General features: G+C 51.4%; 21 protein-coding genes. 5 read left to right on the top strand and 16 right to left on the bottom strand.

What is annotated here, in order from left to right; genetic code table 11:
* Positions 1-57: 57 nt before the first annotated feature.
* Both ABD843_RS05865 and ABD843_RS05860 read right to left on the bottom strand, forming a co-directional pair.
* Complete coding sequence (locus ABD843_RS05865; protein WP_345079935.1) at positions 58-1287, bottom strand: hypothetical protein; 1230 nt, start codon at positions 1285-1287, stop codon at positions 58-60.
* Positions 1265-3787 carry a DUF2339 domain-containing protein gene (locus tag ABD843_RS05860; RefSeq protein WP_345079932.1) on the bottom strand — a complete coding sequence of 841 codons (2523 nt, stop codon included), beginning with the start codon at positions 3785-3787 and terminating at the stop codon, positions 1265-1267. Before ABD843_RS05860 ends, ABD843_RS05865 begins: the two co-directional genes overlap by 23 nt.
* Positions 3788-4502: 715 nt before the next feature.
* Between ABD843_RS05860 and ABD843_RS05855 the strand changes: the two genes are divergently transcribed.
* Positions 4503-5588 carry a sensor histidine kinase gene (locus ABD843_RS05855; RefSeq protein ID WP_345079929.1) on the top strand — a complete coding sequence of 362 codons (1086 nt, stop codon included), beginning with the start codon at positions 4503-4505 and terminating at the stop codon, positions 5586-5588.
* A 9-nt stretch (positions 5589-5597) separates the two neighbouring features.
* On the opposite strand, the gene ABD843_RS05850 is transcribed toward ABD843_RS05855, so the two are convergent.
* The 7 genes from ABD843_RS05850 to ABD843_RS05820 form a co-directional block, all read right to left on the bottom strand.
* A complete protein-coding gene (locus tag ABD843_RS05850) occupies positions 5598-6449 on the bottom strand; it encodes a carboxypeptidase-like regulatory domain-containing protein (protein ID WP_345079926.1) in 852 nt (283 codons plus the stop codon).
* An 11-nt stretch (positions 6450-6460) separates the two neighbouring features.
* The gene (locus tag ABD843_RS05845; protein ID WP_345079923.1) at positions 6461-7381 is read right to left on the bottom strand and encodes a carboxypeptidase-like regulatory domain-containing protein; all 921 of its coding nucleotides are present in this window, start codon (positions 7379-7381) and stop codon (positions 6461-6463) included.
* Between the two features lie 87 nt (positions 7382-7468).
* The gene (locus ABD843_RS05840) at positions 7469-7855 is read right to left on the bottom strand and encodes a type II toxin-antitoxin system VapC family toxin (RefSeq protein ID WP_345079920.1); all 387 of its coding nucleotides are present in this window, start codon (positions 7853-7855) and stop codon (positions 7469-7471) included.
* A complete protein-coding gene (locus tag ABD843_RS05835; protein WP_345079917.1) occupies positions 7842-8018 on the bottom strand; it encodes a hypothetical protein in 177 nt (58 codons plus the stop codon). Before ABD843_RS05835 ends, ABD843_RS05840 begins: the two co-directional genes overlap by 14 nt.
* 124 nt (positions 8019-8142) lie before the next feature.
* Complete coding sequence (locus ABD843_RS05830) at positions 8143-8505, bottom strand: CoA-binding protein (RefSeq protein ID WP_345079914.1); 363 nt, start codon at positions 8503-8505, stop codon at positions 8143-8145.
* A 97-nt stretch (positions 8506-8602) separates the two neighbouring features.
* Positions 8603-9379, bottom strand: a complete 777-nt coding sequence (locus ABD843_RS05825) for a (Fe-S)-binding protein (protein ID WP_345079911.1) — start codon at positions 9377-9379, stop codon at positions 8603-8605.
* Positions 9380-9431: 52 nt separating this feature from the next.
* Positions 9432-10745 (bottom strand): 4Fe-4S dicluster domain-containing protein, encoded by a 1314-nt coding sequence (locus tag ABD843_RS05820; RefSeq protein ID WP_345079908.1) that lies wholly within the window; start codon positions 10743-10745, stop codon positions 9432-9434.
* Positions 10746-10995: 250 nt separating this feature from the next.
* On the opposite strand from ABD843_RS05820, the gene ABD843_RS05815 reads away from it, so the two are divergent.
* Both ABD843_RS05815 and ABD843_RS05810 read left to right on the top strand, forming a co-directional pair.
* Positions 10996-13581, top strand: a complete 2586-nt coding sequence (locus ABD843_RS05815; protein ID WP_345079905.1) for a DUF5686 and carboxypeptidase-like regulatory domain-containing protein — start codon at positions 10996-10998, stop codon at positions 13579-13581.
* 28 nt (positions 13582-13609) lie between these two features.
* Complete coding sequence (locus tag ABD843_RS05810) at positions 13610-13789, top strand: hypothetical protein (protein ID WP_345079902.1); 180 nt, start codon at positions 13610-13612, stop codon at positions 13787-13789.
* A 9-nt stretch (positions 13790-13798) separates the two neighbouring features.
* Here the strand turns inward: ABD843_RS05810 and ABD843_RS05805 are convergent, their stop codons facing one another.
* Positions 13799-14290 carry a hypothetical protein gene (locus tag ABD843_RS05805; protein ID WP_345079900.1) on the bottom strand — a complete coding sequence of 164 codons (492 nt, stop codon included), beginning with the start codon at positions 14288-14290 and terminating at the stop codon, positions 13799-13801.
* Positions 14291-14394: 104 nt separating this feature from the next.
* Between ABD843_RS05805 and ABD843_RS05800 the strand changes: the two genes are divergently transcribed.
* Positions 14395-14814: an acyl-CoA thioesterase gene (locus ABD843_RS05800; RefSeq protein WP_345079897.1), complete on the top strand. Its 420-nt coding sequence runs from the start codon at positions 14395-14397 to the stop codon at positions 14812-14814.
* A 5-nt stretch (positions 14815-14819) separates the two neighbouring features.
* Here ABD843_RS05800 and ABD843_RS05795 read toward each other — a convergent pair whose 3' ends face one another.
* Positions 14820-15347: a glycoside hydrolase family 73 protein gene (locus ABD843_RS05795; protein WP_345079894.1), complete on the bottom strand. Its 528-nt coding sequence runs from the start codon at positions 15345-15347 to the stop codon at positions 14820-14822.
* A gap of 105 nt (positions 15348-15452) precedes the next feature.
* Here ABD843_RS05795 and ABD843_RS05790 point away from each other — a divergent pair, with 105 nt between their 5' ends.
* On the top strand, positions 15453-16301 hold the full coding sequence (locus tag ABD843_RS05790; protein WP_345079891.1) for a hypothetical protein: 849 nt from the start codon (positions 15453-15455) through the stop codon (positions 16299-16301).
* Between the two features lie 3 nt (positions 16302-16304).
* Here the strand turns inward: ABD843_RS05790 and ABD843_RS05785 are convergent, their stop codons facing one another.
* The 5 genes from ABD843_RS05785 to ABD843_RS05765 all read right to left on the bottom strand — a co-directional run bounded on the left by ABD843_RS05785 (position 16305) and on the right by ABD843_RS05765 (position 19541).
* The gene (locus ABD843_RS05785) at positions 16305-16556 is read right to left on the bottom strand and encodes a hypothetical protein (protein ID WP_345079888.1); all 252 of its coding nucleotides are present in this window, start codon (positions 16554-16556) and stop codon (positions 16305-16307) included.
* A gap of 77 nt (positions 16557-16633) precedes the next feature.
* Positions 16634-17608 (bottom strand): MauE/DoxX family redox-associated membrane protein, encoded by a 975-nt coding sequence (locus tag ABD843_RS05780; protein WP_345079885.1) that lies wholly within the window; start codon positions 17606-17608, stop codon positions 16634-16636.
* Positions 17609-17656: 48 nt separating this feature from the next.
* The gene (locus tag ABD843_RS05775; protein ID WP_345079882.1) at positions 17657-17956 is read right to left on the bottom strand and encodes a rhodanese-like domain-containing protein; all 300 of its coding nucleotides are present in this window, start codon (positions 17954-17956) and stop codon (positions 17657-17659) included.
* Positions 17953-18957, bottom strand: a complete 1005-nt coding sequence (gene obgE, locus ABD843_RS05770) for a GTPase ObgE (protein WP_345079879.1) — start codon at positions 18955-18957, stop codon at positions 17953-17955. The genes ABD843_RS05775 and obgE overlap by 4 nt, the downstream gene beginning before the upstream one ends.
* Complete coding sequence (locus ABD843_RS05765; protein ID WP_345079876.1) at positions 18957-19541, bottom strand: adenylate kinase; 585 nt, start codon at positions 19539-19541, stop codon at positions 18957-18959. Before ABD843_RS05765 ends, obgE begins: the two co-directional genes overlap by 1 nt.
* Positions 19542-19645 lie beyond the last annotated feature (104 nt).

The following is a 19645-nucleotide window of genomic DNA, read 5'->3' as shown; positions in this document are numbered from 1 at the left end:
ATGCTAAGGTAAGAGAAAAGTGGAGATAGAGGCCTTCCCTTACCCCGCATAACGCTCTTACCCATGTCCCTGCTTCATATCTTTCAGCAAACGCCATGTGAGCAGCCCCAGCACCACTACTGCCCCCACTATGGACGGCCACAGCCAGTTGTTGCGCTCTTCTTTCTTTTCAATAGCTATTTTCCGCTCCAGGGCCTTGAAGGGCCCATGCGTCAATACAGGCAATTGTTCAGGTATGCTGTCGCGAAACTGTACAAGGTCGTATTGCGGGGTAGTGGCATTCCTGTTGCCCGCCAACAAGTAGTAGGTCTTGCCGGTGTCCAGCCATACCACTATCTGCTGTGCCTCTATATATGTAGCTGCGCTGTCTATGATCAGCGGCGGGTCGTCCCTGTTCTCTATCTGTATGCGTATATCCCTCTTGGTGGCAGGCAGCGGTATGATGGTCCTACCCCACGAATTGACAGAGAATATAGTAGCCGGATAGTACTCCGCATCACTATCGTCGCTGCTGTGTACTGATACAGTGCCACTGCGCTGGTAGAACTTCGGTCCGCTAATGAAAAGCTGCACCCTCTCCACTATGTGAGGCAGGTCGTTATATATATGTATATAGGACACTCCAGCACTATCCCTCTGCGATACGAGTGGCTTTGGATTGGCCATATAGGACACCGTGGGCGCTGTTTCATACTTTGTATACCTGCCTACCTTTATTATGTTCAGCGGATCGGTATGTGCATTGTTCATCCTCAGCCTGAAGTAGCGATACCTGCTGAGGGGAAAATGAATGGTCTGCGCATACCAGCCCGAGGTATTGTCATAAGAGCGGCGGCAGAACACATTGTTGTCTATGATGTACCATTTACTGCGGTCGTTGCTGCCACTCACCGATATCAGGCGCTCTACAGCGGTATTGGCTATTAGCAGTGTCACATCGGCCAAGGCCTGCCCCGTAGTGTTCTCTATATCGGTAATGGTATAGATGCTATCTGTACCTGTATTCACCACCGGCAACTCTGTGAACACATTGTTATGCCTTATGGTGCCCTTGCGAATGATGTAGGGGGTAAAGAAAGCTGAGGCGCTGTCCTTTAGCCGCAGGTCGCGCATATCGGGTTCTATCTGGCCCGTTAGTGCCGGTGTCACATCTATGGCATAGAAGCCCGGCACCTGTACACGGCCTATATACGCCTGCATGCGGAACTCCTGTGCCATGGCGGTACTGCACACCAGCAATAGCAAAGCCAGCAGGGTATATTTTCTATTTCTCGTTCGCAGTGTCATCAAAAATGATCTTTTTAAGGCGCTGGTACATGAAAGATACGGTAAGCAGCAATACGCCCAGCAATATGAAGGCCAATATCTTGCCCCCCTCCGAGATACCCGATATATCGAGTATGAACAGCTTCAGCAGCACTACCGAGAACAGCACCAGCGATATGATGCGCAACTGTTTTTCGCGGTGCTTCATACCCAGCCACATGAGAGCGAACGAACAGAGCGCCCACAATACGGTAAGCCCGGCACGGTCGTACTGCCTTGCCTGTACCGATACATTGGCAGAGGTATGGAACAGGTAGATGTATACCTGCCTCAGCTCCACACTCAGGAAGGCTACTATGGCCATACTGAGTATGACACTCAATGCCTTTGTATATTGAGCGAAGGTATCGGCATCTTTGCGTATGGCGCGGATGGTGGCCAGAAAGAGCGCCGCAAGCAGCACACTGCTACACCAATGAGCATAGAGCGCCGAAACAGGCCTGTGACCCGATAATATATCATCCCTCAACCCCGACAAGTAACCCAGGCTGATGAAATAAAAAACAAAGCATACCAGCAGGGGGGCTACATGCGCCTCTGCCACCAGCTTTCTGCGCTGCGCCAGCAGTAGGCCTGCAAAGGCGAATATGCCGGTGACGATGCGGTAGTACACATTCAGCAGTGCATAGCCCGATTCGTGCTGCAATACATAGTTCACCCCGAATATACAGGTGAGGTAGAGGATAGCTATGGACACGGTCAGCACTATACGCCCTGCATACTTCCTGTCTATACCCGGCAGCTCGCCCTCAGGCGATGATCTGCGAATGAGCCTGTAGTAGCCGGCATAGGCAGCAACAGCAATGATATTGGTGGCAAGACCTTTGGCGCCATCATATATGAGTGTTATGGCACCCACATGCCTGTCCATGGTACTGCCCCAGTCCATAAGCAGGCTTATGAGGGCCAGCAGGCAAATAAGGGCCGATGACTGCGCGAACAGGCGGATACCCGAATACTGCGACAACCAATACAGCAGTACGAACTCTGCACACCAGAACATAGTGATGGCATGACCATGCAGTTGTATAGGTATGGTAAGCGTAAGGAAGGTGAGCGTGAGCCCTATGAGCAGGAACAGCAAATTTCTGTCGGCATCGCCGCGGCGGTACACATAGTAGGCCAGCCCCAGGTTCACAAAACCTGCCCCCAATGTGAACATGCCTTTATAACTGCCGCCATCTATATGCCCCAGCAATATCATGCCCACAGCATAGTAGCAACCACTGATAAGCAGCATAATAGACAGATCGAACGCTTGGAACTTCTGCCTTTTGCCTACCTGGTATACCATGTTCATGCCTATGAATATGGCATAGAATATAGTAGCGAACAGCAGGGCGGTGGAATAGGAGACAGGTTTATTCTCCATAGACACATTGGCCAGCCATGCGCCATATATAAGTACGGTAAAGGCCAGCGCTATGGTATTGATGACCGGCCAGCGCTTGAACCATGCCAGCGACAGCAGCCCTATGTTCAGTATGATGAGGTAGATGAACAGTATCACATAGTTACCCTCACCTGTGCTCACAAGGAAAGGCGTGATGAACCCGCCTACTGCTGCTATCACTGCCAATTCCAGTTTATCATACAGCACAGACAATGCAACCGCAAAACCTGTGATAACGACCATGATAACGAATGCCGCCGTCTGCGACATGAGGTGGTACTGGTGGAATGCGAACGCTATGGTGAAATAGAACACCGCTATACCACCACCCGCCAGCACCGAGCTGAAGGAACGGTAGCTATTGCGCAGGTAGTGCGCCAGCCCGGTCAGTATCATACCGCAGCCTATGCCTATAGATACACGGCCTACTTCGTTTATCCACTCCTTGTCTATGGCATACTTCACAAAGAATGCTATACCCAATACCAGTATGGCTATACCTATCTTGTTTATCAGGTTCTCACCTATGAACTTCTCCAGGTCGGGATTATTGCGGCCCCACTTTTCCAGCCAGCCTTCCTCTGCTGCGGGTTCGTACATTTCCTGGCCATACTTCGGCGCATCTGTATGTGGTGCCGTGGGCTCTTCCTGCACCGTATCGGCAACATATGCGGCCATAGCGGGCTCTTCCTGCATGGCCACAGGCGCTTCGTACACAAAGGCAATGGGCTCTTCCACTATCACAGGTGGCGCCGGCTGCTTTGCTATAGCTGGCTCATATACAGGCGGCGTATCTGTCCTTTCCTCTGGCGTGTGCTGCACCACAGTGGCCTGTGGGCGCTGCTGCAGGTCTGTACGCAGCTCGCGTATCTCCTTTCGCAGACCGGCTATCTCGCGCGATAGCTCGTTGGTATCTTCCGTCTCTGCAGGCCTGTCATTGCGCTTTTTCATGGCCGCTATCTCCTGCGACAGTCGCAGTACGATCTCGCCCAGCTCGGCCTTACCATTCATAGTGAAGACTATGTTCGCGACAACGACCACCAATAGCAGTATAAGTAGACCGGTCATATATTATAGTTTACGCAAACGTACAAATTATTCATGCGCTGCATAATTCTCAGCAAGTATTAACACAAGATCGACAGCTATGTTAAAGAAGTAACAATGCTGCGAGGCATAGAATTTGTCCCTTCATTTACTGCTCATAAGAGCATCCGCACACACCACTATATGCGCATTATTCTATGCGCGCACAACTCATTTTGCATGTACAAAATGTGTCGTCATTATTATAGCATTTTCATACAGCGCATCATGCATTGTGGATAACGTGTCAACATCTTCACACCCGCTCTCATCAAAAAGCATAAATTATTTTTTTTGTCGCCAGATCTCTTTTAATATTGTGTAAGGATTGTGCTTACTAACCCATCCTTTATAAAAGTCCGGCAGCCCACAACCTCGCCGGACTTTTCCTTTTATACCACCCAAATCCGCTACAGGCAAGCATTTCAGCCTATACGCATTCTATACTGCAGCATCATTTTTTCATTATCGCCTGCATTCGCCTGGATGTTGTGTTCTCTTTTTTCTGCACTACTACATCATCTTGCACAATATGCACATTGCAGTGTGGCCGCTTACTTTTTACACATCCGTTCGTCGCAGCAATGAGCATAGCTCACATGCTTTTTCACACTGTCCACATCTTGAAAAAATAAAAAAACAGTAAGAACTTTACAGCAATGAGACATGGGCATATGACCAACTGTATCGTGTACTTATGAAAGACCTTTCACACACTATGAATACAACGGGCGGAGACCTGCTCTTCCGCGCCGCCTTCGAGCAGAATGCCATGGCAATGGCACAACTATCACCATCGGGAGAATGGCTGGCCATCAATGCACAGCTATGCGCAGTTACAGGTTATTCTATGGAAGAGCTGCATGGCATAAGATATACCCAGCTCTACACAGAAGCCGACAAAGAAGAGATAGCTGCACTGCTGAGCAAAATGACCCCCGATCCGCAAGTAAGCAGAACGCAACGGCAGCTATCGCGAAAAGATGGATCGCCTACATGGGTGAGAGAACTGCTGGCGCCGGTAACGAACGATAGCAACGAACTGGTGTGTATATCGCTAACGCTGAAAGATATAGACGAGGAAAAGGCCACAGAGGCCGCGCTGGCCTATCGGAATAAAGAGCTGGATACGTTCATATACCGGGCGTCGCACGACCTGCGCGGCCCCGTGGCCACGCTGCTGGGCCTTACCGATATAGCCATACTGGATACCGAAGATGAGACAGCAAAGGAATACTTCGACAACTGCCGGGAAGTGACCCGCAGGATGGAGAAGACCATCTACGACCTGCTGGCCGTGACAGAGGTAAAAAAGAGCAAGACCAGCATGATGTCGGTACTACCAAGAGAGATAGTTTACCGCACCATGCACGACCAGAAACATAAGGAACGCCTACCACTTACCGACCTGGATATAGCCGTAGACGACAATGTGGTCTACTATACCGATGCCGCCATGCTGGGTATCATCATCACCCAGGTGCTGGACAATGCTCTTATCTTCCGGCGCAATGAGGGCCGGCATAACGTGAGCATCAGCATAGGAGGCAGTGAGAGCATCATAAAAATAGTGGTGGCAGATAATGGTTGCGGCATCCCTGCCTCTGAACATGATCTCATATTCGACCTATACTACCGTGGCGGCAATAACCACACAGGCAGTGGCATAGGCCTATACCTGGTGAAGGCAGCAGTAGAAAAACTGGCAGGCTCTATACGCGTAAGCAGCACACCCGGCACAGGCACCGATGTACATGTATACCTGCCCAATACACCTGTATAGCGCAGGCCTCTAGCGAATGGGCATGTTCTTTATCTCATCGCGCGTATAGGTCCTACGGCCTGGCTCATTGCCCTTCAGCCTGTCTATTTCCTTTTGCTGGTCAGATACAGGCATAGGGTGCGCTGCAGGCCCCGGTATCTCGTCTGTAGCACCAGGTCTCCTGGTACTCTTCTCCATATTTATCAGGGGTTTCATTGGCCCTCCCAGCCGTATATTGCTAGCAGGTGTATTCATTAACTGCAGCATAGCGATCACTGTCACAGTATCCGTTCTCACGGTCACTTCCTTACTCCATTTGGCATAGCCTGCGTACTGAACCTCTACGGTATAGATACCCGGATCCAATGGTCTCACCATATAATTGCCATCAAAGTCTGTAGCCGCACCACCCTTGGTCACTCCTCCCTTTATCACCATCACCACCGCGCCTGCCATAGGCTGGTTCTTTTCGTCCATTATGGTTCCCACTATTTGGCCGATACCGACATATGTATCATTGTTCTTTTGCCTTGCAATGGCTGTTTGGTGGGTCGTAGGCGCTTTACTTTGTGCATACACATCGGTGCCCTGCGAAAAGATGAGAGTAAGCCCCATGGCCACCACCATGCGGTAAAGCCTGCTATGCGGCTGCGGAGGTATATGTATAGGCCTGCCCAGTTGCGATATGTGATACCTGCCACAGACAGCGCCTTTCTGTTTCGAGAAGAACTCGTACAATGCATCATCGCTCCATGTGGTGAAATCTATTACGGTCTTGCTGCAAAGGTCGCAGTAGCGCCCATTGGCGCAGGGTGTCATCTGGTCCCAGTCCTGCTCACAAGCTTCGGGTATGTCTATCTGTATATACTTGGGTCGGGTCATGGCGGTACATTCTAGCGCATATGCATCTTTTGCACATCATCCATGTTATATATTTTCCTGTTGGGCTCCAGCAGGCTGTCCTTTTCGGGCATACCGGCCGCTTTGCGTGCCTCTTCGGGTATCTCTAATTCATCCTTTATATCTATGACGCCACATGTTCTTGCGCCATTCATTTTATAATAGGGGCTCACACCACCCCTGCGGCTGTACATCGGTGGGTTCAGTATCTGCTCACTTTCATATTTGCGTATCACGGGCTCTTTCTGGTTGTGTATCACCTGTAAGCGGGCATTGCCCGTGTTTATACACACATTCTGCGATACCACATCCTCATCTATATCTATGTTTATCACCTTTGCCTTGCACTGGCCGGCATACATGAAATTCGCCTCATAGATACCCGGCGGCAAAGACCGTATCATGTATTCTCCATGCAGGCCGGTCATGGTCTGGTCTTTTATAGCGCCCTCATGTATCACCTGCACCCATGCGCCCGGTAGCGCTATTCCTCTTTCATCGGTCACAGTGCCTCTGAACATGCCTATCGAGTACTTGCTCATACGCAGCCTGTAAGCATCTCCCTTGTCTGCGCTCTGTGTCACCGGTGGGCGGCCGCTCTGCGCGTATACATCGGTACCCTGCGCAAATATGAGCGTAAGCCCCATGGCCACAACCATACGGTATAGGCGGCTATGAGGTTGCGGCGGTATGGATATGTCTCTCCCTAGCTGCCACACATTGAAGTTCCCGCACACATTACCCGGATCTTTAGAGAAGAACTCGTACAAAGCAGCATCGCTCCATGAGGTAAAGTCTATCACTGTCTTATCGCATTGGGTACAGTGGCGGCCCTGCGCACAAGGGGTCATCTTGTTCCAGTCCTCGTGGCAGGGATCGGCTATGTGTAACTGTATGGTCTGCGGGCGTTGCATGGTGGGTATATCATCTATTAGGTATAGACGTAAATTACGATACTTTTCTTGGGTGTGACCAGTGAATTGTGTTGCCTCCAAATGTTATTACGGTCTTTTCTGATCAGTATCGTAGAGAAGCATCTGGAGCTCTTCTATATTCCTGAATTGCTTATCAGCCGTTATGAGCGGTATATCATAAACTATGGCCGTAGCCGCTATTATGCTATCAGGCAATTTGAGTTTATACTTTCTGCGAATAAGAATGGCTGTTTTTTTGACATTGCTGCCTATGGGTACCACCTCCATCTCTGCAATGAAATTCGATAGCACTGCGATCTCTTTCCTGGTAATTGTGGGGAAACTTAATAGTTCCATTTCAGTGATCACTGAAATACTAAGCCTCTGGCGATCAAGGAATGTCCTCAGATCTTCATTACCATTGGCGATATACAAAACGATATTTGTGTCCAGCAAATAGTTATTCCCATTCATCGCGCAACTTACGTTGAATATCCATAGGATCTACTTTCAGCTTTATCGTACCGAAATGCCTGCTTAGATCAACTCCTCCTTTTTGGCCTTTCTTCTTCTGTAGCTTTTTCCTGATAGAAAGTATCTCTTTCTCAGTAGCGCCCCTTTTCAATACAAGTACCATTCACTAAAATTAAAAAAAAATTCTAAAACACTCACAGGTCCGATAAGGGCGTCTTCGTTAATAACATCCCAACAACGTACTTAGCTATTGTTGGGATATGACGGCAAAAAATTTCTGGTAGGCATCAGTATTGCCCCGTATTCAGCATCACCAGCGTACATGCCTCCATCACTTTTATGCCATTCTGTGCGGCCATTTCCTCTAGCTCTTCGTTCTCCGTTCCCGGGTTGAAGATGATGCGCCTTGGCCTTAGCATAAGTATCTGGTCATAATAGGCCTTCTGGTGGTCGGGGTTCAGGTAGAGGGTCACTGTGTCTATGTCCTCTGTCTGCGGCATAGTGGTCTGTATGTCCATACCGTTCACGGTACCGGCCTTCTTGCCCACGGGCACTACATCGTGCCCTTTGCGCTGCAGTTGCAGCATGGCCATATTGCTATACCTGCCGGGGTTGTCCGATGCGCCCAATACCAGTGTTTTGTTCTTCATATTCGCCTGCTTTAGCTATATACAAAGTTACATACATGGCACAGCCCCGCAGCCATTCGGTGCAAGAATTATGATATGCTTATGAGTGCGGGTGATATCAGAGCGACATGGCCACCATTTCGGCTATATCCAGCACTTTTACGTTGTCCTCCTGCTCCTTGTTCTTTATGCCATCGGTGAGCATAGTGGTACAGAAAGGGCAGTTGGCAGCTATGATGGTAGCGCCGGTCTCCAGCGCCTGCTCGGCCCGGTCAAAGTTCACGCGTGTGGTGCCGGGTTCTTCTTCTTTGAACATCTGCGCGCCGCCTGCGCCACAGCACATACCATTGCTGCGGCAGCGTTTCATCTCTACCAGCTCGGTATCAAAGGCCTGCAGCACCTCGCGCGGGGCCTCATATATGCCATTGCCCCGGCCCAGGTAGCAGCTATCGTGGTAGGTTATGCGTTTGCCTTTGAAGGCGCCGCCATCCTTCAGTACTACCTTGCCATCGTTTATCAGTTGCTGCAGGAAGGTGGTATGGTGCATCACCTCGTAGTTGCCGCCCAGCCTGGGGTATTCGTTCTTAAAGATGTTGAAGCAGTGGGGGCATATGGTCACCACCTTCTTTATACCATAGGCGTTCATGGTATTGATGTTGTTGTATGCCATCATCTGGAAGAGGAACTCGTTGCCCGCACGGCGTGCAGGGTCGCCGGTACACATCTCTTCCTTACCCAGTATAGCGAACTTCACGCCTACCTTATCCAGTATCTGCACGAAAGCCTTGGTGATGCGCTGTGCACGCTGGTCGAAAGACCCTGCACACCCTACCCAGAACAATACTTCAGGCGTTTCGCCGTTCGCGGCATATTCTGCCATGCTTTTTACTGTCATCTTTGCTGCTTCTAATGTAAGTTTTATTATTTCTCTCCGGTTCTCTGCGGCACTAGTTCACATCGGCCACCCATGCATCCCTGTCATCGGGGCTGAACTTCCAAGGGGCCATGTTGTTCTCTATGTTGCTCGACATCAGGTTCCATTCGCCCGGCGCATTGCTCTCCTCCATTATCAGGTTGCGGCGTAGCTGCATTATTATATCCAGCGGGTCTATCGTCACCGGGCAGGCCTCTACGCATGCCTGGCAGGTGGTGCAGGCACGCAGCTCTTCTACTGTTATGTAGTTGTGTAGCAGCGACTTCCCATCATCTTTCCACTCCCCGTTCACGTTTATGTTCTCGCCCACTTCTTCCAGCCTGTCGCGCGTATCCATCATTATCTTTCGTGGCGATAGCTTCTTACCTGTAAGGTTGGCAGGGCATACCGCCGTGCAGCGGCCACACTCTGTGCAAGAGTAGGCATCCATCAGGTTCTTCCAGCTCAGGTCGGTCACGTCTTTGGCCCCAAAACTGGTAGGGGCTACGGCATCGGTAGGGGCCTTATCGGGTTCCATCATATACAGTACCTCGTTCTGTATCTCCTTCATGTTCCTTACCTCGCCCTGGGGCACCAGTTTAGAGTAGTAGGCATTGGGGAAGGCCAGCACTATGTGCAGGTGCTTGGAGTAAGGCAGGTAATTGAGGAATGCGAACACACCTATTATATGCGCCCACCAGCATATACGCTCTATGGCCTCTATAGCCGCCACATGCACTCCGTCGAACATGCCTGTAAGGTGCTGCGTGATGAGGAAAGGCTCTGTACGCGTATAATGTTCCACCCCCAGTTGCTGCAGCCTCAGGTCGGCGGTGTTCATTATCAGGAACAGCGACATCAGCACCACTTCGGTAATGAGTATCAGGTTGGCATCGTTCTTCGGCCAGCCATCCAGCTCGGCCATGTTCAGGCGGCGCAGCTTCAGCCAGTTGCGGCGAATAAGGAATATGACACAACCCACAAGCACCAGCGCGCCCAGCACCTCGAAGAACCCTATGACGAACGAATAGAACCCACCCAGCAGCGGCGCGAAGATGCGGTGCTGCCCGCTGATACCGTCTATGAATATCTCCAGTATCTCTATATTGATGATGATGAAACCCGCATATACGGCCAGGTGCAGCAGGGCGGGCACCGGCCTTTTGAACATCTTTTTCTGTCCCAGGGCCAGCAGTATCATGTTCTTCCAGCGCTTGTCCTTATTGTCGCTTATGTCCTCGTCCCTTCCCAGCAGTATATTGCGGCGCAGTTCTTTTACCTTCTTCGAAAAAAGATATATGGCCGCTGCCGCGCAAATGATGAATAGTAATTGTTGTGCTATATGCATCAGCGAACTGATTTTGACCCCGAAAGTAACAGGTTTTGGGCCAAAAGCCAAATACGGCCCTGCCGTGCAAGCCGTGCATCCATACCACCGGCAAGGGTGTTCGCCATGCCTTACTGTACCATAATATAACTATCTGCCATACTGTTGTAACGAAGTTCTTCCCTAATTTCACTACATTGCTTGGTATTCGCTTGCTATAAACATGGGGCTTAGGCACTTCGCTGGTACGGTTCTCTTATTGCTTCTTTATATGTCGGCATGGGCGCAGACCACCGACACGGCAGGCCACAGGGATACCCTTACTGCCCGCCCGCGCATACAGCCCGATACTACCGTCATAGACACGCTCGACTTCGTACTGCCGGAAACACCCAAGCCCCAGACCGAGACCACCCGCCGCCCGCAGAGCGGCTACATCATACACGGCAAGGTGGTAGATGCTGCCACCGGCGAGGGTATACCCTTTGCCACGGTGTTCTTCTTTGGCACAGGCAAGGGCGCCGCCGCCGACCTCGATGGCAACTTCATACTGAAGTACGACAAACTACCCTCCGATACCATGCGTGCCGAGGCCATAGGCTATAAGGGGGTAAGGAAACTGCTGAACAGGGAAAAGAAGGAATACAACTTCATCATAGAGATGGAGCGTGCCGTGATGGCGCTGGGCGAGGTGACCGTACATGCAGGAGAGGATCCCGCCATACTGCTGATGCGCAAGGTCATAGAGCGCAAACCCTACAACGACCCCGACCGGGCCGACAATTATGCCTACGAAGCCTACAACCGCCTGGAGGCCGACCTGCAGCGCCTCACCAAGGACCAGTTCGAGAAGATACCGCTGCTGAAAAGCTACTCCTTTATCTACAACAACCTCGACACTGTATCGGAAAGCAAGCCCTACCTGCCGCTATACCTCACCGAGACCCTGTCCGACTACTACTTCAGGCGCAAGCCCAAAAAGACACGCGAAGTGATAAAGGCCAGCATGGTAAAGGGTGTGAACAACGAGAACGTAGTGAAGTTTCTGGGTACCTTTCACCAGAACCTGAACATATACAAAAGCTATGTGCCTGTCTTCGACAAAAAATTCGTGAGCCCCATCAGCGATGAGGCCCTGCTGTTCTACAAGTTCAGGATAATAGACACACAGGTGGCATATGGGCACAATATAATACTGGTGCAGTACACCCCCAAGCGCCCGCTGGAGAACTGCTTTACCGGCGACTTCTGGGTGGTCGATTCCGTATATGCCATACAGCGCATGAGCATGGAAGTGGGCAAGGAAGTGAATGTGAACTGGCTGGAGAATGTGGCGCTCTACCAGGAGTTCGCCCCTATAGACAGTACATGGTTCTGCATAAAGGACAAGTTCATAGCGGGCTTCTCGGCCTACCAGTCGAAGAAGCTGCCCGGCATGATAGGCAGGAAGACCACCACCTACCACCACATAAAGATCAACAGCGACACGGTGGACAAGGTGCTGGACGACCCCAAGGTAAAACAGGATGTGGTGCGGCTGGACAGCGCCAAACACATGAGCGATGAATGGTGGAACAACAACCGCCCCGATACACTCACAAAGAACGAGGCCGCCATCTACAAAATGGTAGACACCATCAACCAGATGCCCATCACTACCGTTTACAAGAACCTGGTCACCTTCCTGGCCACTGGCGTTATAGATGTGGGACCTATACAGCTAGGGCCATACTACAATATATATAGCCGCAATACCGTAGAGGGCAGCCGTTTCCGTTTCTCCATAGGTACACCGCGCAAGCTGAAGAATTTCCAGTTCAATGCCTATGTGGCATATGGCCTGCGCGATGAGCGTTTCAAATACGGGGTCACCGGCAAATGGATGATAGACCGCACACCCTGGACCTACATCTACGCCATGCATGTGAACGATGTGAGCCAGACCACCAACTACTACGACCAGCTCGGCGCCGATAATATATTCAGCACCTTCTTCCGCAAGCATGGCGTGCCCTGGAAGCTGGCCTTCACCAACGATACCCGTGTAGAGTTCTACAAACAATACTTCAGCGGCCTCAGTCACAAGCTCATACTGGAGCAAAGGGAGTTCACACCCTATGCCCCACTGCCCACTGCCGATATATTCCGCGACATATCGGGCAATACCGCCAAAAGCGTCATCAGCAGCGAGGTAGGCCTCGACCTCCGCTTTGCCTGGAAGGAGAAGTATGTAGAGGGGCAGTTCACACGCGTGGTGGTAAGGAGTAAATATCCCGTCATCAACCTTACCGTTACCAGTGGTATAAAGGGAGTGCTCAATAGTGCATACAACTATCAGAAAGCCCGCCTGGCGCTCACCGGCAACAACTACATACCACCGTTCGGTATGCTGTATTACAATGCCTTTGCAGGCAAATACTTCGGTACGCTGCCATACCCGCTGCTGGAGATACATCCCGGCAATGAGTACTACTATTACAACAAGTACGCCTTCCAGATGATGAACAACTACGAGTTCCTCAGCGATGAGTATGCGGGCTTCAACGTAGAGCACGACCTGGGTGGTGGTGTCTTCAACCGCATACCACTGCTGAAGAAGGCCAAGTTCCGCCAGTTCTGGACGGCGAAGGGTGTGGTAGGCAACCTGAGCAAGGAGAACCAGCTGCTGAACCTGGAGAAGGGTTATGCATTCCGAACGCTGAAAGGCTCGCCCTACCTGGAGCTGGGCACAGGCGTGTCCAACATCTTACAGGTGGGCCGGCTCGACTTCGTGTGGCGTGTCACGCCCAAGCCGCTTGCCAGCGAGGCCAAGTGGCGCTACTTCGGCATATTCGGCAGTGTGCAGTTCCAGTTCTGATGTTTTGAAATAATAAAAGCCTATTGTTATGAACAATGACATTTCAGCTATCGACGATCCGAACGAACATCTATCTGAGAACGAACAGGTCATGGCTTTAAAAACCGCTATTAATGAAGGACAGATCAGCGGTGTTGCCCAACACTTCGACCCTAAAGAGCATCTTCAAACTCTGAAAGAGCGGAAAGATCTGGATACCCGTTCATAGGTACGATCACTACTTTCTTGCAGGCCTTACCCTGTCCGTCTGGTTGTAAGGGGGCTCGTGGGTCTCGGGGTTCTGGTATACCAGTATCTCGTAGTTCCTGCTCTCCTGTGAGTAGCCCGAGAATATCACCTGCACATCGTGCATGCGCTTCTGGTCGCATATATAGCAGGGCGTCTTGTCAGCGGCCAGCTCTTTGGTACACATACCTTCTATGGCCTTCTTTATGCTGTTGTAGTCCTTTGCGTTATTGGTCTGGTAGGTAATGTAGCAGGTGTTCGTATTTATGATGCAGGTGGTATAGAACTCCTTTCCCACGGCATAGCTGTGGTAGTAATGGTTCTCGTTCTTCCGCTCGAAAGACCTCGTCTGCAGGAAATAGGTAAGCTCGTCCTCGTTGTTACACACTTTCTTGTTCTCCAGCACTTGCATGAACACCTCCTGCTGTGCGGATGCCACATTGCACACTGATATGAGCGCCAGGAATAGGAACACCTTTTTCATAAACAGCATTATTTTTATCCAAAGCTATAAAAGTAAATGAGATCGTTGTAGTGACTGGCAAGTATTTTTACATTTGATATGGCATTCCCATTCACCACCACACCATGCATCACTTTCCCGTAAAGCTGCCCCTGCGCATAGACTGGAGCGAAATGGACCTCTTCGGCCATGTGAACAATGTGGCCTATTTCAAATACATACAGGCATCCCGGGTCAACTATTGGGAGCTCACAGGCGTAGCAGCCTCGTTTGCCACTACCCGCATAGGGCCTATACTGCTTTCTACAGGGTGCCAGTTCATAAAGCCACTGCACTATCCCGGCAATATAGTGGTAGAGGTGCGTATGGAATTCATGAAGACCACCAGCTTCGGCCTGCACCACAGGGTGCTCAGCGAGGCCGGCGAGGTAGCCGCCGAGGCCCACGATGTGATAGTGACCTACGACTTCAATAAAATGGAGAAAACAACATTCCAACCCGAATTCAGGAGCGCGGTAGAGCGCATAGAAGGCCGCACGTTCTAGGGGCTTCAGTCATACTTGTACAGCTCGTACTTCTCTATCAGGTTCATCAGTAGCTGCGGATATTTGGGGTTAGTGGCATAGCCTGCCTTTTTCAGCCCCTTGGCCCATCCCTTATAGTCATCACTATCCAGCTCAAAGAGCTTCGCGTATCGTTTATGATCCGCCAGGAAGCGCGAATGGTCCTCGAACGATGCCGCCGCATGTTTGTACCTGCGAAAGCACTCATTGGGCTTATCATCATCCACATGGTAGGTCCGGCCGCTCCAGCCATTGGTACATTTTATGCCAAAGTGGTTATTGGCCCTGCGCGCCAGCTCGCTATTCCCGTTCGATGATTCCAGTATACCTTGCGCCAGCGTAATGCTGGCCGGTATACCATGTTTCTTCATCTCCTTGCGGGCTATACGCTTGTAGGTGGCCACATACTCCTCAGTAGTGAACTTATGCGATGTGCGCACATGCCGCTTGTGCAGCTTATTGTGGCACGATGCCAGCACCAGCAATAGTAAGATAGCCAGCAGCTTATGTGGCATAAGTAATGGGTAGTTGTACCGGCGAATGTAGGAAATATCCATTTACGGCCTTTCTTCCGGCGGTATTAGCGGTGGTTTATCTAATTTTGCACAAAACGCATCGCAATGACACGCACTACATCATATCTTTCTGCGGCCGCTATGGTGGCCATGCTTGCATCTTGTGGCAATGGTACAGGAGAGACCACCAATACCGACACTACTGCCGCACAGGCTGCGCCAGCCCCACGCAAGGCTCCCGAGCTGGCAGCCGTGAGCGCATCGCCCGAGTATGCAGGCGCTACGCTGAAGATAAGCGCTGTAAAGGCCGAAGCCGTTGGCAAAGATTCTGCCAAGGTAAGCTTCGCATTCGATGTGAAGAACTACGAACTGAAGGCACAGACCGCCGATAATGCCAATAAGCTCTGCAACAATTCTGCACAGGGCCAGCACATACACTTCATACTGGACAATAAGCCCTACAAAGCCCTCTACGAGCCCAAGAACGAGGTGACACTGGCCAATGGCACCGAGCACTACCTGATGGTGTTCCTGTCGCGCTCCTACCACGAGTCGGTGAAATCGCCGGGCGCTGCGGTGGTCTACCATTTCAAGGTAGATGAGAAAGGCAAGCTGGTAAAGATGGAAGACCCCAAGGAGCCTATGGTGTTCTACAGCCGGCCCAAGGGCGACTACCTGGGCAATGATACGGCCAATGTACTGCTAGACTTCTATGTATGGAACGGTACACTTGCTGCCGATGGCTATAAGGTAAAGGCCACCCTTACCCCTGCGGAAGGCGATGCCGTTACCTATACCTTCGATAAATGGGAACCTAAATTCATTACCGGCCTGCCAATGGGCAAAAGCAAGCTCACACTCAGCCTCACCGACAAGGACGGCAAGCAGGTAGACGGCGCGAATACCAATGTGGAAAGGGAGTTCAACCTTGCTGCGGCCGAACCGATGAAATAAGCATTACAGATCGGTAATTACCTGGCAACGTATCTGCTTGGGGTAGCCTACGAACTCCTCGGTCTTGTTGTCTTGGTATTCCATGCACTTTTTCTCTGCCTTGTTTATACCCAACAGGCCCAGCGAATTTTCTTCTATCACTGCGCCACTGGGCTGCGATATGCGGCACCAGCATGTATATTCCTTTCTCTTGCAGGATGTGAACAGCATTACTGCCGATATCATTATTAACGCAACAGGTGCCAGACGTTTCATAAAAAGAAAGAATTTACCCCCACAAATCTACAGTATTTCGCGTAATACACCACCCGGCCGTATCGGTCGCCTGCTGCTCATTTCAATTTACCATTTACCCACCTTTTTATATCACGCTGTTCCAGTGTGTTGTAGGTGGCCGTCGCTATCACCATACCATCTTCCACCCATATTATCAGGGGAAATCTACCGCCGGTATAGTTCAGGAAGGGGTCGCGGTGCAGGCGCATATAAGGTATGTTCTGCGCATGGGTGTATTTCCAGAAGTCGGTAAGGTCGCTGGCTATACCGCCTATTATCATGAAGAACGGCATAGACGGGTCCGAGCGTTTCATCAGGCTCATCTTGCGCATGGCTATACGGCAGTGCTCGCACGATGGGCTTACGAATGCCACTATATGCCTGCCATGCGTCAGGTCTACCGATGGCGTATCGGGGTATGGCACACGCAGTGCGGCGGTATCATCCTTTATGGGGTGGTAGAGCGGGGCCACTTCCAGCTTGTACATCGACTTTTTCAGCCAGTCGGGCTCGCCCATGGCCATAGGAAAAAGTATGAACGGCAGCGCCAGCCCTGCAAAGAACAGCGATGTATTCACCGTATTGCGTACCCTGGCATTGGGCAGTGCAAGCCCCTTGTGGTAGCGTATGAGCAGAAGTGTAAAAAGCAGCAGCACCGCGTTCTTGCCCAGCGATACCGACGGGCTCATGAATATATCATCGCCAAAGCAGCCGCAGTTCACATCATCGCCCGCAGTGGCCCACAGCCACACCAGGTATACGCTGAAGACCACCAGCAGCGCGGCCGCACCCTTCAGCACCCGCTTGCCCTCGCCAAAGAGGTGCAGCACTATGAGCCCGCCCAGCGTGGCCTCCAGCCCTATGAGCAGGCGCGCCAGTATGGCCGCAGGCAGCCACGGCAGGTGCAGGTATTCTACTATAGTATACTCGAACGGCTGAATGGGCAGCACCTTGGTCCATGCAGAGTAAAGGAACAACCCACCTGTGATAAGGGATAAAAGTATAAGCAGACCCTGGGTAACGTAGCGCATATACCCACAAATTTAAGCTATACGGTGCAAGTAGCCGTTACATTTACCCTATACGGTATGCGCCATTTGCCAGGCATACATGCCACCCGCCAGGTTATAGAGGCGGGTGCGGCCGGCACTCTCCAATCGTTGTATGGCTATTACGCTGCGTATGCCTTTGGCGCAGTACACCACCACATCGGTACCGGTGGGTATCTCGTTCATGCGGGCGGGCAGCTCGCCCATGGGTATGTGCAGCCCGCCTATGTTGAATACCTCGCGCTCCCAGCCCTCGCGCACATCTACCAATACAAAGTCATGGCCTTCGCGGGTCCACTGTTGCAATTCGGCAGGTGTCAGTTGGTTCATATATCGTCCTTTGCGGTAAGGGCCCTCCACAGTTCGTCCTTCAGTTGCACCAGTCCCTGGTTGGCCACCGCCGAAATGAAAACATGCGGTATATCGGCAGGCAGTGTCTTTGCTATTTCCTGCTTTAGCTCGTCGTCCAGCATCTCGCTCTTGCTCACGGCTATTATCATGCGCTTCTGCAGCAGCTCGGGATTGTACTCCTCCAGCTCGTTTATCAGTATCTCTACCTCGCGCTCGTGGTCGTCGCTATCGGCAGGTACCAGCAGCAGCAGTACCGAGTTGCGCTCTATATGCCGCAGGAACCTGTGACCCAGGCCTTTGCCCTCGGCAGCGCCCTCTATTATACCCGGCAGGTCGGCCATGCAGAACGACTTATTGTCGCGGTAAGAAACTATGCCCAATTGGGGCGTAAGTGTGGTAAATGCATAATCGGCTATCTTGGGCTTTGCCGCGCTCAGCACTGATAGCAGGGTCGATTTTCCCGCATTCGGGAAACCCACCAGGCCCACATCGGCCAGTATCTTCAGCTCCAGTATCTTCCAGCCCTCGCTGCCCATTTCGCCGGGCTGTGCGTAGTCGGGTGTCTGGTTGGTAGGCGTGGCAAAGTTGGCATTGCCCAGGCCGCCGCGGCCGCCGCGTATCCATATCACTTCCTGGCCATCCTCCAGTATCTCTACTTCCTGCTCGCCGCTTTCCATATCCTTGGCCACGGTGCCCAGCGGCACTTCCAGCACTATATCATCGCCATCACTTCCTGTGCTGTTATTCTTGTAGCCATTCACGCCATCCTGTGCCAGTACGTTCTTGTAATAGCGCATGTGCAGCAGTGTCCATAACTGGGCATTGCCGCGCAGCTTTATATGGCCGCCACGGCCGCCATTGCCGCCATCTGGGCCGGCCTTGGCATCCATCTTATTGCGCTCGAAGTGTACGCTCCCCGCTCCGCCCTTGCCGGAGCGGCAGTATATGCGGATATGGTCTACGAAATTGCCTTTTTCCACTATGCTACTGGTAACAGGTACTTATTGATGTGCTTTGTGAGGGTCTTGAAGGTCTCATCTATAGGATGATGCCCGGCCACACGCTCCAGCTTGCCCTGCTCGCTGTAGTAGCGTGCCACAGGCTCTGTTTTGGCGTGGTATTCCTTTATACGCTTGGTTATCACTTCCTCGTTGTCGTCGCTGCGGCCCGATGTGATGCCCCTGTTCACCAGGCGGGCTATCAGTTCGTTCTCGGGTACTTCCAGCGATAATACCAGGTGTATCTGCGTGTTCTTGAACTCCAGCAGCTTGTCCAGCGCTTCGGCCTGGTTGCTGGTACGGGGAAACCCGTCAAAAACAAAACCACGCGCATCGGGTGCATCGTCTATCTTGCCGCTTATCATGCCTATCACTACTTCGTCCGGCACCAGCATACCCTGGTCCATGTATTTTTTTGCTTCGGTGCCCAGGGGGGTCTGCCTGCTCACCTCATCGCGCAGCAGGTCGCCGGTAGATATATGCTGTAACTGGTAGGTCTTTACTATGTTTTCCGATTGAGTGCCTTTCCCACTGCCCGGAGGGCCGAACAAGACTAGATTGAACATGAAATGAATATTGGTTAATATGTTGCAAAAATAATCATATTTGGCGAATAAGTAGAGACAAAATTCAACGTCGCATCACACACCACATACATACCCTATCGTTC

It is taken from the genome of Nemorincola caseinilytica (assembly GCF_039540515.1).
In the GTDB taxonomy this organism is placed as follows: Bacteria; Bacteroidota; Bacteroidia; order Chitinophagales; family Chitinophagaceae; genus Nemorincola; species Nemorincola caseinilytica.
Note: the sequence above shows the minus strand (reverse complement) of the source record. Positions and strands in the feature narration are given on the sequence as shown.

Bases quoted from the DNA above. Each gene is read 5' to 3' on its own strand.
- ABD843_RS05780 (WP_345079885.1), bottom strand. From the start codon at position 17,608: ATGCGCTACGTTACCCAGGGTCTGCTTATACTTTTATCCCTTATCACA.
- ABD843_RS05855 (WP_345079929.1), top strand. From the start codon at position 4,503: ATGAAAGACCTTTCACACACTATGAATACAACGGGCGGAGACCTGCTC.
- ABD843_RS05775 (WP_345079882.1), bottom strand. From the start codon at position 17,956: ATGAACCAACTGACACCTGCCGAATTGCAACAGTGGACCCGCGAAGGC.
- ABD843_RS05845 (WP_345079923.1), bottom strand. From the start codon at position 7,381: ATGCAACGCCCGCAGACCATACAGTTACACATAGCCGATCCCTGCCAC.
- ABD843_RS05825 (WP_345079911.1), bottom strand. From the start codon at position 9,379: ATGACAGTAAAAAGCATGGCAGAATATGCCGCGAACGGCGAAACGCCT.
- ABD843_RS05840 (WP_345079920.1), bottom strand. From the start codon at position 7,855: ATGAATGGGAATAACTATTTGCTGGACACAAATATCGTTTTGTATATC.
- ABD843_RS05865 (WP_345079935.1), bottom strand. From the start codon at position 1,287: ATGACACTGCGAACGAGAAATAGAAAATATACCCTGCTGGCTTTGCTA.
- ABD843_RS05830 (WP_345079914.1), bottom strand. From the start codon at position 8,505: ATGAAGAACAAAACACTGGTATTGGGCGCATCGGACAACCCCGGCAGG.
- ABD843_RS05795 (WP_345079894.1), bottom strand. From the start codon at position 15,347: ATGCCACATAAGCTGCTGGCTATCTTACTATTGCTGGTGCTGGCATCG.
- ABD843_RS05835 (WP_345079917.1), bottom strand. From the start codon at position 8,018: ATGGTACTTGTATTGAAAAGGGGCGCTACTGAGAAAGAGATACTTTCT.
- ABD843_RS05820 (WP_345079908.1), bottom strand. From the start codon at position 10,745: ATGCATATAGCACAACAATTACTATTCATCATTTGCGCGGCAGCGGCC.
- ABD843_RS05815 (WP_345079905.1), top strand. From the start codon at position 10,996: ATGTCGGCATGGGCGCAGACCACCGACACGGCAGGCCACAGGGATACC.
- ABD843_RS05765 (WP_345079876.1), bottom strand. From the start codon at position 19,541: ATGTTCAATCTAGTCTTGTTCGGCCCTCCGGGCAGTGGGAAAGGCACT.
- ABD843_RS05800 (WP_345079897.1), top strand. From the start codon at position 14,395: ATGCATCACTTTCCCGTAAAGCTGCCCCTGCGCATAGACTGGAGCGAA.
- ABD843_RS05805 (WP_345079900.1), bottom strand. From the start codon at position 14,290: ATGAAAAAGGTGTTCCTATTCCTGGCGCTCATATCAGTGTGCAATGTG.
- ABD843_RS05850 (WP_345079926.1), bottom strand. From the start codon at position 6,449: ATGACCCGACCCAAGTATATACAGATAGACATACCCGAAGCTTGTGAG.
- ABD843_RS05785 (WP_345079888.1), bottom strand. From the start codon at position 16,556: ATGAAACGTCTGGCACCTGTTGCGTTAATAATGATATCGGCAGTAATG.
- ABD843_RS05810 (WP_345079902.1), top strand. From the start codon at position 13,610: ATGAACAATGACATTTCAGCTATCGACGATCCGAACGAACATCTATCT.
- ABD843_RS05790 (WP_345079891.1), top strand. From the start codon at position 15,453: ATGACACGCACTACATCATATCTTTCTGCGGCCGCTATGGTGGCCATG.
- ABD843_RS05860 (WP_345079932.1), bottom strand. From the start codon at position 3,787: ATGACCGGTCTACTTATACTGCTATTGGTGGTCGTTGTCGCGAACATA.